Raw genomic sequence first — 12008 nt, forward strand, 5'->3', positions numbered from 1 at the left:
GCACGGCAGGGCGTGGCGCAGGCCGGGACAATCGGCCGGCAGCCCGGAACAATCCGTACCGTCGATGGGCCGACCATTGAATACTGCCTGCCGTCCTGCACACTGTGCATGATGAGTGACCCAGGCAGCGATTTCCGCCTCTACCATTCCAACTCGCTGGACGTGCTGGCCGCGCTGCTGGCGCGCAACGTGCGTGCGCCGGTGCCAGGCCAGCCATTGCTGGCGCCGGAAGTGGTGTTGATCCCGCAGGTGGCGATGCGCCGCTGGCTGCAAGCGACACTGGCCGCCGAATTCGGTGTCGCCGCCAACCTCGAATTCCTCACCCCGGGCGAGTTCGTGGCCCGCGCGCTGAAGGCCAACGTCAGCGGCGAGCAGGACGATCTGGACGCGGCCGGCCTGCACTGGAAGCTGTACCAGGCCCTGCGCGACCCGACATTGCTGGCGCAGCCACCGATGCGTGCGCTGCAGTCCTATCTTGCCGGCGGTGACGCATTGAAACCCTGGGCGCTGGCCGGCGAGCTGGCCTCGGTATTCGAGAAGTACCAGGCGTGGCGCCGTGACTGGCTGCTGCGTTGGGCAGCCGGTGCCGATCCTGCCGACCCGCAGGCGATCCTGTGGCGCACCATCACCCAGGGCCACGACTACCGCGCGCGCCGCATCCAGGAATACCTGGACCGTTTCGAAGGTGCCGGCCAACCGCTGCCGAAGGGCTTGCCACCGCGCATGTCTGCGTTCGCAACGCTCAACATCTCGCCCGACGTGCTGCGGGTGATGGCCACCCAGGCGCGGGTGGGCGAGCTGCATTTCTATATGCCTACCCCGGTGCAGTCGTACTGGGGCGACCTGCAGACGCTGGCCGAGCGCCTGCGCAGCGGCGCACCGGACCCCTTCGGCGAAGCGGCCGGCGAGAACCGCCTGCTGGAAGCCTGGGGTGCGGCCGGGCGCGACTTCATGGCGGTGCTGGGTAGTTACGAGGTGGTGCATCCGGCCGGCGAGATCGCTGCCTATTCCGATCCGGAGGAGGACACCCACCCGATCCTGGACGAAGGCGGCCTGTCCGACAGCCTGCTGCATCGCCTGCAGCGTGACCTGTTCCACCGCCGCGCGCTGCCCTCGGGCGAGCTGCGCGACGGCCTGCGCAGCGACGACCCCAGCCTGCAGGTGCATGCCTGCCATACCCGCCTGCGCGAGCTGCAGGTGCTGCACGACCAGCTGCGCAGCCTGCTGCAGGACCCGCGCTTCGACCCGCCGCTGCAGGCACGCGAGATCGCGGTGCTGGCGCCGGACATCGATCCCTATGTGCCGTACCTGGAAGCGGTGTTCGGCGGTCGCGGCGGCGAGGAGGAACACATTCCGTATGCGCTGGCCGACAGCAGTCCGCTGGCCGGCGAGCCGTTGGCCGATGTGTTCGTGCACCTGCTGGGCCTGCCGGTCTCGCGCTTTGGCTTGAACGAAGTGCTGGACCTGCTGGCCAGCGCGCCGCTGGCCGAGGCGGCCGGGCTGGAAGCGGTGGACTTCGACCGCCTGCATGGCTGGCTGCAACAGGCCGGTGCACGCTGGGGCCTGGATGCGAAACACCGCAACCAGCACCAGGCACCGGCCGACGACGCCTACACCTGGCAGTTCGCGCTGGATCGCCTGGTACTCGGCCACGCCACCGGCAGCGAGGCCGACCTGGCCGGCGTGGCGCCGTGGATCGAACTGGAAGGCGGTGCGCTGGACGCGCTGGACCGGCTGCTGCGCCTGCTGCGCGTGCTGGCCATCTACCAGCGCCGACTGGGCGAGCTGCTGACCCCGGCGCAGTGGCGGCAACGCCTGCTGTCGCTGCTGGATGCACTGCTGCCCACCGCGCCCAGTTCCCCCAACAGCCAGCGCGCGCTGGAGCGCCTGCGCAAGCTGCTCAACCAGTTCGCCGAAGATGCCGCCAAGGCCGGCTTCGAGGAAGGCGTGCCGCCGGAGGTGGTGCGCGCGCACTTCGCCGGCGCGCTGGGCGAGGCCGATACGCGCGCACCGCTGCTGACCGGTGGCATCAGTTTCGGCCGCATGGTGCCGATGCGCCTGCTGCCGTTCCGGGTGATCTGCGTGCTCGGCCTCAATGATGGCGATTTCCCGCGCCGTGACCCCGCTGCCGGTCTCAACCAACTCACTGCCGAGCTGGATACGCCGCGCCGCCGTCCGGGCGACCGCTCCACCCGCGAGGATGACCGCTTCCTGTTCCTGCAGCTGTTCGCCGCGGCGCAGGAGGTGTTCTATCTCAGCTATCTCGGCGCCGATCCGCGCGATGGCAGCGTGCGCGAGCCGTCGGTGCTGGTCAGCGAACTGATCGATGCCGCCGCCGCGTATCACCTCGATCCGCCTGCGGCGGTCCGCGACTTCACCGTGCGCCACGCACTGCAGCCGTTCTCACCGGCGGCGTTCGGCGATGGCGATCCGCGTCGCTTCAGCTATCGCCGCCAGTGGCATCCGGCCGCCGGTCGCCTCACCGGCCAGCGCGGTGGCCTGCAGCCGTGGTTCGATGCACCGTTGCCGCCGCCGGCCGACGATGCGGTGGAAAACGAGGTCGCGCTCGATACCCTGCGCCGCTTCCTGTGCGACCCGGCCGGGCAGTTCCTCGCACAGTCGCTGGGCCTGCGCCTGGCCGACGAGGTCGAGGAGGTGGATGACCTGGAACCGCTGGTGCTGTCTTCGCGCGGGCCGGAAAAGCGCAGCGTGCAGGCGGCGGTAGTGCGCGCCACGCTCAGCGGCGATACCGAGCCGTTGTACCCACGCCTGCGCGCGCGTGGCCTGCTGCCGTCGGGTCCATTGGGCGAGCGTCAGTTCGAGGTGGAGCAGTTGAAGACACGCCCATATGCCAGTGCGCTGCTGGGCTGGATGCAGGGCGAACCACTGGAAAGCCGTCGCTACGAAGTGGACATCGATGGCGTGCGCCTGCATGGCCGCGTGGCCGATCGGCATCCCGAAGGGCTGGTGCGCCTGCGTGCCGGCACGCTCAATGGCAATGCAGTGATCCGCCACGGCCTGGACTGGCTGCTGGCGAACGCTGCGGGCGATGCGCTGCCGCTTGTGCAGTTCCATGATGGTGGCGACGCCGGTCCCGGCCCGCATGTACTGCCGGCACTGAGCGTTCCCGCTGCACGTGCGGCGCTGCGTGCGCTGCTGCAGTTGCGCCAGCGTGGCCTGCGCGAGCCGCTGCGCTTTGCCCCGTACACCGGCTGGGTGCTGTACAACGCGCCAGCAGAAAAGCAGCGCAGCGAAGGCTGGAAGCAGTGGCACGGCAGCGACCGCAGCTGGGGTGAATCCAGCAGCGACGCCTGGCAGCTGCTGCTGCGGGGGGCCGACCCGTTCGCTACCGAGGCCAGCTACGCTGACCTGCTGCACAACAGCCAGCTGGTCTTCAGCGCGGTGCGCGAAGGCCGCGCTCTCGGCACCGAAGCACGCCAGGAGGGCAACGCATGAACATCGCCATCGCCGAAGACGGCCTCGCATCCCTCAGCCGCGATCCCTATCTGGCGCTGTCGCTGGAGGGCATCCGGCTGATCGAAGCCAGCGCCGGCACCGGCAAGACCTTCACCCTGGCCACGTTGTTCACCCGCCTGGTGGTGGAGCAGGGCCTGCGCATCGGCCAGATCCTGGCGGTGACCTTCACCGATGCCGCCACCCAGGAACTGCGCAAGCGCATCCGCGAGCGCCTGGCGCTGGCCGCGCGCCTGGTCGACCTGGAAGCGGCCGACGGTGAAGCACCGGAGGTACGATTGACGCGCGACGTGCTGCAACGCCATCTGCAGGGCGGCACCGAGAGCGCCGCCGCACTGAAACGCCGCCTGCAGGTGGCCGCAGACGAGATCGACCTGGCGTCCATCTTCACCATTCATGGTTTCTGTACCCGCGTGCTGCGCGAGCATGCGCTGGAAAGCGGCCACACCTTTGATCCGCCGGAACTGCTGGCCAGCGACCGTGAACTGCTGGAGGAGCTCGCGGCCGATCTGTGGCGCGTGCATGCCAACGACCCGGCCACGCTGGAGCCGCTGACCTGGCTGTGGTCCAGCCCCGACGCGCTGGCCGCCGATCTGCGCGCGCTGCTGGGCACGCCGCCGCTGCATCCGCTGCCACGGCCGGCGGCGCTGGCCGATCCACGCCCGGCATTGCAGAGCGCGGCGGAAGCCCTGTCCGCAAGCGTGCGCGAGCATGGCGAGCAGTTCTTCATCGACCTCTGCGATGCCGTCGACAACAAGTGGCTCAACGGCGTGTCGTACAAGCTGGGCTGGCTGCACGCGCTGGGCCGGCAGCTGCTGGCCTGGGCCGAGCGCGCCGACTCGCGCGAGCTGCTGGCCAGCGATCGCCTGCCGGCACTGCTGCCGGAGGTGCTGGCCAACAAGACCAACAAGAAATTCCCTGATCGCACGCCGTCGTCGCCATTGCAGGCGCCGTTGGCGCGCTATGTTGCGCTGCTGGCCGAACGCGATGCCTGGCTGCGTGGTACCGCGCTGGATTTCCTGCACACGCTTCGCGCCGAAGCCACGCAGCGCCTGCAGGCGCTGAAGCGTACGCGCCGGGTACAGACCTACGACGATCTGATTGATGGCGTAGCGCTCGCCCTGGAAGGCCCGCAGCGGCTGACGCTGGTCAGGCAACTGCGTGCGCAGTACCGCATCGCGCTGGTCGATGAGTTCCAGGACACCGATGATCGCCAGTGGGGCATCTTTCACACCGTGTTCGGCGATTCGCCGGAGGTGCGCGAACTCGGCCTGGCGCCGGCGCTGTTCCTGATCGGCGACCCCAAGCAGGCGATCTACGGTTTCCGCGGTGGCGACATCCACACCTACCTGAAGGCCAAGCAGGTGGCGCAGCAGGCGCCGGTGCTGGACCAGAACTTCCGCTCGCGACCGTCTGTGTTGCGCGCGTTGCAGGCGCTGTACGACAACGGTGGCGAAGACGCCTTCCTCGAACGCGACATCCGGTTCGAGCCGGTGCGGCCCGGTGGCGTGCGCAGCGATGCGGACTACCTGCGCGCCGGCCAGGCCGCCAAGGCACTCACCCTGCGTGTGCTGCGCAGTGGCGGCGACAAAGCGTTGAGTGCCGACGCCTCACGTGATGCGGCGACCCAGGCCTGCGTCGCCGCGATTCACCAGATCCTGGTCGATGCGCGCGCGGGCAATGCCGTGTTGCGTGGGCGACCGGTGCAGCCCGGTGATATCGCGGTGCTGGTGCGCTCGCATCGCGAGGCCACCCTGGTACAGCGTGCGCTGGCCGCGGTCGGCATTCCCGCGGTGGCGGCCGGCAAGCAGAGCCTGTTCGCCACTGCTGAAGCCCGCGATCTTCGTGCGCTGCTGTTGGCACTGCTGCAACCGGCCGACGAAGGCCGCCTGCGTGCAGCGCTGGCCACCGTGCTGCTTGGCCAGCGGGCCAGCGCGATCGCGGCAATGGAACGCGAAGGTGACCTGCAACGCGGGTTCCAGGCACAGCTGCTGCATTGGCGCGAGCGCTGGCAACGCGGCGGACCGTTCGCAGTGATTGCCGATGTCTGTGCCGCACAGGGTGAACGCCTGCTGGCGCTGATCGATGGCGAGCGCCGCCTGACCAATTACCTGCAGCTGGGTGAACTGCTGCAGGAGGCTTCGGCGCAGGCGCTGGGCATGCATGGCCTGCTGGACTGGCTGCAGGGGCAGATGGCCAGTGCCGACCAGGATGACGAGCAGCAGCTCCTGCGCCTGGAGTCGGATGCGCGCCGCGTGCAGATCATCACCCTGCACAAGAGCAAGGGCCTGGAGTATCCGCTGGTGTTCCTGCCCTTCGTCGGCATCGACGGCGGCGCGCCGAACACCGCCTCGCACTGCACCGTGCACTTTGGCGACCAGCGCCAGCTGCACTGGAAGCTGGACAAGGACGAGGCCTGGGAAGCGGCCAACGCGCAGCGTGAGCGCGAGCAGCGGGCCGAGGATGCGCGCCTGCTCTATGTGGGACTGACCCGCGCCGAGCATGCGCTGTGGATTGCCGTGGGTGATCTGGCCGGGCTCGGCAGGACGCGTCTGGCGCCACTGCTGGGTGACCTGCAGGCGCTGTGCGCGCATGCCGATGTGCATATTGATGACAGCGAGGCACCGGCCGCGCTGCCGCAGCTGGCGGCCGAAGTGGAAGGTGACCTGCCGGCGGTACGTGCACTGACCCGCCGCGTGCCGCATGACTGGTGGGTGTACAGCTTCACCCAGCTGGCGCATGCCGATGCGGGCGCTGGCAGTGATATTGAAGCCGCCGCCACCGAGCTGCCGGCACCGGCCGCCGATGAACCGGCCGGCCCGGAACTGCCGCTGGAACCGGCGCTGCCCGAACCCACCGCCGTCGTCGAAGACAGCGCGCCGATTGACCCGCGCTTCATGGGCAGCCGCTTCGGCAACGTGCTGCACGAGGCGATGGAGAACGTCGACTTCGCTGCCTGGGGTGACTGGCAGCCGGGCCGGGAAGCGCCCGAGGGACAGGCCGAGGTGCTACGCAAGGCGCTGCATGACGAAGGCTATGCCGACGTCGACCTGGACGATGGCGTGGCCGTGCTGGTGCCGCTGGTCGGCCACACGCTCACCGTGCCGCTGCCCGAAGGCGGCGCCCTTTACAGCCTGGGCGAAGGCGAGCGCCGTGCGGAGATCGACTTCCATTTCGCCATCGAACCCACCACGGTGCCGGCGCTTCTGCAGGTGCTGCATGCACACGGCGTTTCCAGTGGCCGGCGCGGCTTCGGACAACGCCGCCGCCTGGAAGGGCTGATGACCGGCATGATCGACCTGACCTACGTGCGCGACGGTCGCTGGTATGTGCTCGACTACAAATCCAATCGTCTGCCCGGCTACAGCCCGGACCTGCTGGCCATCGCCATGCGCCACAGCGAGTACGACCTGCAGGCGCTGATCTATACCGTAGCCCTGCATCGCTGGCTGCGCTTCCGCCTGGGTGCGGCCTACGACTACGAGCGTGACATGGGCGGCATCCGCTACCTGTTCTGCCGCGGCCTCGATGGCACCGGCAACGGTGTGCATGTGGACCGTTTCCCGCTGGCGCTGGTGGATGCACTGGATGCGTTGTTCGCCGGTGGCGAACAGGCCCAGGCCGAACTGGCCGCACGTGCCCGTGGGGCCAGCGCATGAGCCTGCTGAAGGAACTGCACCAGAAGGGCCTGCTGCGCACCCTCGACCACGCGTTGGCGACCAGCCTGATGCGGCTGCGCGGCGACACGCCGGAGAGCGTGGCGCTGGCGGCGGCGCTGGCCTCGCTGGCGGTGGCGCAGGGCCACGCCGGCTTCGATCCGGCGCAGCCGCAGCGCCTGCTGGAAGGGGTGCCCGAGTGGCCCGCCGCGCAGGACTGGCTGGCACAACTGCGCGCATCGCCTTGGGTGGCTATACCCGAGCAGGCCGACGCCATCGCCGAGGATGCGCCGCTGGTGCTGGAGAACGGCCTGCTCTACCTGCGCCGCTACCGCGAGTACGAACGGCAGTTGGCCGCCGGGCTGCAGCGCATCGGCCGGCATCCGCTGCCGGCACCGGACATGGCAGCGCTGGCACCGTTGTTCGCGCAGCTGTTCCCGCAGGCATCGGGCAGCGAGGATCACCAGGCCCGTGCCGCCGGCGTGACCCTGCGCCATCCGCTGGCGCTGGTGACTGGCGGCCCCGGCACCGGCAAGACCACCACCATCGCGCGCCTGTTGCTGCTGCTGGCGGCGCAGGCCCGGCACGCCGGCCAGCCGCTGCCCGAAGTGGCGCTGGCCGCGCCTACCGGACGCGCCGCCGAGCGCATGGCCGAGAGCCTGCGTCTGGCCGTGCAGCGCCTGCAGGAGAACGGCGTGGACCCGGCGCTGTGCGCGGCATTGCCCAGTACCGGCACCACCCTGCATCGCCTGCTCGGCGTGATCCCGGATTCGCCGCGCTTCCGCCACCACGCCGACAACCCGTTGCCGGTGGACGTGGTGGTGGTCGACGAAGCCTCGATGATCGATCTGCCGATGATGGCCAAGCTGGTCGACGCGATCGCCAGCGGCACCCGCCTGATCCTGCTTGGCGACCCCGATCAGTTGCCCTCGGTCGAAGCCGGTGATGTGCTCAGCGCGATCCTGCGCGCCAGCGGTGATGGCATCGGCACCCGCGCCGATGATGCGCAGGCACTGCAGGGTCTGTTGGCACCGGCCACGTTGCAGCCGCAGGCCACGCCGCGCGCCTTCGCCGGCCGCCGCGTGCAGCTGCAACGTGGTTACCGGCAAAGCGATGCGCTGGACCTGGCACCGCTGGCGCATGCCGTGCGCGAAGGCGACAGCAGCACCGCATTGCAGCTGCTGCGCGGTGGATCGCTGGCAGGCGTGCATTTCCACGAAGGAGAGGCCGATCCATTGCGTGGCCAGCGCGAGCACCTGCTGGGCCACTGGCGTGCACTGGCCGACGCGGCCGATCCAGTGCTTGCCCTGCAGCAGGCCGGGCGCCTGCGCGTGCTGACCGCGTTGCGCGAAGGCCCGCAGGGTGCGCGCGGGCTCAACAGCCGCATCGAACAGCTGCTGGCTGGCAACACCCCGGGCTACTTCCAGGGCCGCCTGCTGCTGGTCACCGAGAACAGCTACCGGCACCGCCTGTTCAACGGCGATATCGGCATCTGCCTGCGCGATGGCAGCGGCGCGATGGTGGCCTGGTTCCCTGGCGACAGCGTCGACCAGCCGCGCGCCTTCCACCCGGCCGCACTGCCCGCGCACGAAAGCGCCTTTGCGATGACCGTGCACAAGGCGCAGGGCTCGGAGTTCGATGAAGTGTGGTTGCAGCTGCCGCGCCAGGACAGCCGCGTGCTGTCGCGCGAGCTGGTCTACACCGGCCTGACCCGCGCCCGCCAGGTGCTGCATGTGGCGGGCAGCGCAGAGGTGCTGCAGGCCGCGTTGAAACGCCACGCCAGCCGATTGGGTGGCCTGGCCTGGCGGCTGGGTGCGGAAGCGGTGGCCGAAGCACCGGCGCGCATCGAACAGCCCACGGTGCAGGGCCAGTTGTTCTGAATCGGGGTCGGATCCCGTTCCCATCGGGAACGGGCTCTGACCCCTTCACCTGATCGCCAGGCAGAAGCAGTCGAGCATGGCTCGACTTTACAACAGCGTACTTCGATCATTCCGACGTTCATCCACGCATGCCGGGATCTACCGTGTCGACCAAGGTCGACACCCACCAGAGCAGAACGCCGTGCCGGCAGATCGCAGGAAACTGTCGAAGGCGGGGTGGGTCCGGGTGCGGGGGCGTGAGCCGCATGGGCCCGAGGCATGCCTCGGGCGGGTTGGGCAGGACGCCCAACCCCGGTCTTGCCGTGTGCGCAGGACAGCGCACACGAGCAAGCGGCGACCAAGCCCCCATGGATGGGTTGACGGCGTCCCCCTCAACCGGACCCACCCCGCCATCCCAAGGAATACCCGCTTTTGACGTTGACGTTGCCTCGGCAGGTGCAGGGCGCAGCCCTGCCGCCACACCTATTCCGCGATCAGTACCAGCCCATCCGGGAACACGATCGCCGCTTCATCAGCACTCACGTCGAAGAAGCCCACGCCGTGCTTCTCGGCCAGGTCCTGCACGCGGCCGTGCGCGCGCTCGGCCACCGAATAGGCAAACGCGCCGTAGATCACCTCGCGGCCGATGCTGTACTCGGTCACCTCAGCACGGTCGTCATCGTCGTTGCTCAATGGGCCGTTCATCGGCGGGAAGTCCTGCGCCATCTCCGCGAACCACGCCTGCAGCGACGAGCTGCTGACTGCCGGGTCGTCGTACTCGTGGCGTTCGTTCCACTGCGTCTGCTTCTCGAACCAGGCGATGAAGGCCGCCGCCTCACGTGGCGCGGCGCTGGCCTCGAACACCATCATGTCGTAACTCATTGAACCGTCCTGTTGCAGCGCCAGGGTCGGATCCCTCTCCGCAGGCGAGGGCTCTGACCCCTGCGCGGGGTCTGTGGCTGCGCAGGGTATCGCGCTACGGCTGTTCGGCTGCACTCATCGCCAAGCCCGGCGCCAGCGCCTTCGCCTCCGGGAACAGCGCGAAGCGCAGGCCGATCAGGCCCATCAGGGCTTCATCGCGGGCCTTGCAGGCGGCCACGCTACCGACCCGTCCCAGCGAGGTATCCAGCCGCTCGCGCAACGCGTCGGCCGCCACAATCGGCTTGCGCGCGGCGATCTGCCGCCGGTAGTGCACGGCGACCTCTTCCAGAATGTGCTCGACCGCCTCGCGACTGCGCTCGGGCAGTTCCAGCCGGGCGCGGCGCAGCTGCAGGATGTTCAGGCCGATGCGTGCTTCATTGAGCATGTCCACCGAGGCGATGTCGCTGCCCTCCGGCGTTGCCGCCAGGCGCGGCGCGAGCAGGCCGAGCAGGTCAAGCATGCGCGCGGCGAAGCGCTGGCGGTCCTGCTGGCCACGACCTTCGGCGGCTTCGGCCAGCGTGGTCCAGCCCTGCCGCACCAGCCGGCGCGCGGTCCACTCGGCGCCCACCGAACGGAACAGGCGGGTCATCACCACTGCAAAGCCAATGCCGATGAACATCGCGATGGACGAGTTGAGGAAGGTCTGGATGTTGGCGCTGTAGGTGTTCTGCAGGCTCAGCAGCGCGGCCAGGTTGACCGTCAGCGGCAGCGCGAACAGCGCGCTCTTGGGGTGGTGCAGCATCAGCCCCAGCGGCAGGAACGCCACCGCCAGCACCAGCGCCAGCAGGCCGAAGTCGTGCACGGCCGGGAACACGCCGAACAGGTACACGCCGGCCACCACCGAGGCGACCATCGCCCACACCAGGAACGACACCATGCTCGGTGCCGGATCGTCCTGCGCGGCGAAAAATGCGGCGGTCACCGCGGCCATCATCGCGCCGTTGCCGCCGCCTTCCCACCCCAGCGCGATCCACAGCACGCAGTAGCTCATCAGCGCCACGCCGGCACTGAGCGCTGAGAACAGCGCCATGCCGTAGTCGACGTGCTTGTCGGCGGCTACGCGCTCAGTGCGGATGCGGTAGTGCGCACGGTCCAGCGGCGCAGTGCCCTGGTCGATCGCGTGCTGCAGGGTGCGGCAGTCCTGCCACAGGTCCACCAGTTCCTCCAGGCGCAGCAGCAGGCTGGCCAGCTGCAGGTGCTGCAGGTCGCGGTCCACCTGCGGCTTCAACGCACTGATGCGCGCGCGCAGGCGGGCGTACTCGCTGGCGTTGGTGGGCCCGTCCAGCCAGTCATGGATGTCGTCGACCAGCGCCGGCAGGCCTTCCGGCAGGGCCTGGCCATCGCTGCGCAGTGCGCTCAAGCGATCGGCAATCGAGGACAGCACCGGCAACAGCAGCAGCATGCGCTCGCGCAGCCGCTCCATCGACACGGCCGAACCGGCATGGCGCGGGTCGTCGCGGCGCAGGAACTCGATCAGCGCCTCGAACTGCACCAGGTCGGCGGCGAGCCGGTTGCGCGGCGCGTGCGCGCGGCCGCGTTCGAGGATCTGCCGGCACCACTGCGCCGCGTCCTCCATCCAGTTGCCGATGCGGGCGCGCAGCATCGGGCGTACCGAGGCCGGGAACAGCAGCGAAGCAAACAGCACTGCCACCACGGTGCCGAGGATGATCTCCTCGCTGCGCGCCACCACGGTGTCGAAGATGGTCTCCGGCGAGGTCACTGCCGGGAAGCCGATGAAGGCGGTGGTGTAGCCGGCCAGCAGGAACGCGTAACCGCGCGGGCCGCGGTTGAGCAGGGCCATGAACAGGCAGCCGGCCAGCCAGATCGACATCGCCGCGCTCAGCACCAGCGGCGTTTCCACCAGCGCCGGCAGCACCAGCAGGGTGGCCAGGCCGGCCACCAGGGTGCCAACGATGCGGTACACGCCCTTGGCGCGGGTTGGGCCCAGCAGCGGCTGGCTGACGATGTACACCGTGCCCATCGCCCAGTACGGGCGCGACAGGTTGCCGGCCATGGCGATGTACAGCGCGGCCACCGCGGCCAGGTAGGTCTTGATCGAGAACAGCCAGGCCTGGCGATCGGTCAGCGCGTTCATGGC

At 69.4% G+C, this 12008-nt stretch carries 5 protein-coding genes; 3 read left to right on the forward strand and 2 right to left on the reverse strand.

What is annotated here, in order from left to right:
* Positions 1-108: 108 nt before the first annotated feature.
* From recC to recD, 3 genes are read left to right on the forward strand one after another with little or no spacing between them, the layout of a single operon-like run.
* Complete coding sequence (recC, locus tag AC5P78_RS08215) at positions 109-3456, forward strand: exodeoxyribonuclease V subunit gamma (protein ID WP_495217179.1); 3348 nt, start codon at positions 109-111, stop codon at positions 3454-3456.
* A complete protein-coding gene (gene recB, locus AC5P78_RS08220; RefSeq protein WP_495217180.1) occupies positions 3453-7133 on the forward strand; it encodes an exodeoxyribonuclease V subunit beta in 3681 nt (1226 codons plus the stop codon). The genes recC and recB overlap by 4 nt, the downstream gene beginning before the upstream one ends.
* The gene (recD, locus tag AC5P78_RS08225; RefSeq protein WP_005411701.1) at positions 7130-9010 is read left to right on the forward strand and encodes an exodeoxyribonuclease V subunit alpha; all 1881 of its coding nucleotides are present in this window, start codon (positions 7130-7132) and stop codon (positions 9008-9010) included. The genes recB and recD overlap by 4 nt, the downstream gene beginning before the upstream one ends.
* Before the next feature lie 462 nt (positions 9011-9472).
* Here the strand turns inward: recD and AC5P78_RS08230 are convergent, their stop codons facing one another.
* Together AC5P78_RS08230 and AC5P78_RS08235 are read right to left on the reverse strand one after the other, a co-directional pair.
* On the reverse strand, positions 9473-9871 hold the full coding sequence (locus AC5P78_RS08230) for a hypothetical protein (RefSeq protein ID WP_099474218.1): 399 nt from the start codon (positions 9869-9871) through the stop codon (positions 9473-9475).
* Between the two features lie 94 nt (positions 9872-9965).
* Positions 9966-12005, reverse strand: a complete 2040-nt coding sequence (locus tag AC5P78_RS08235) for an FUSC family protein (protein ID WP_495217181.1) — start codon at positions 12003-12005, stop codon at positions 9966-9968.
* Between the last annotated feature and the right edge of the window lie 3 nt (positions 12006-12008).

The organism is Stenotrophomonas sp. YJH_SMC_133, assembly GCF_059370655.1.

Excerpts from the sequence above, each read along its gene's own strand:
- recD (WP_005411701.1), top strand. The coding sequence starts at position 7,130 with ATGAGCCTGCTGAAGGAACTGCACCAGAAGGGCCTGCTGCGCACCCTC.
- AC5P78_RS08230 (WP_099474218.1), bottom strand. The coding sequence starts at position 9,871 with ATGAGTTACGACATGATGGTGTTCGAGGCCAGCGCCGCGCCACGTGAG.
- AC5P78_RS08235 (WP_495217181.1), bottom strand. The coding sequence starts at position 12,005 with ATGAACGCGCTGACCGATCGCCAGGCCTGGCTGTTCTCGATCAAGACC.
- recB (WP_495217180.1), top strand. The coding sequence starts at position 3,453 with ATGAACATCGCCATCGCCGAAGACGGCCTCGCATCCCTCAGCCGCGAT.
- recC (WP_495217179.1), top strand. The coding sequence starts at position 109 with ATGATGAGTGACCCAGGCAGCGATTTCCGCCTCTACCATTCCAACTCG.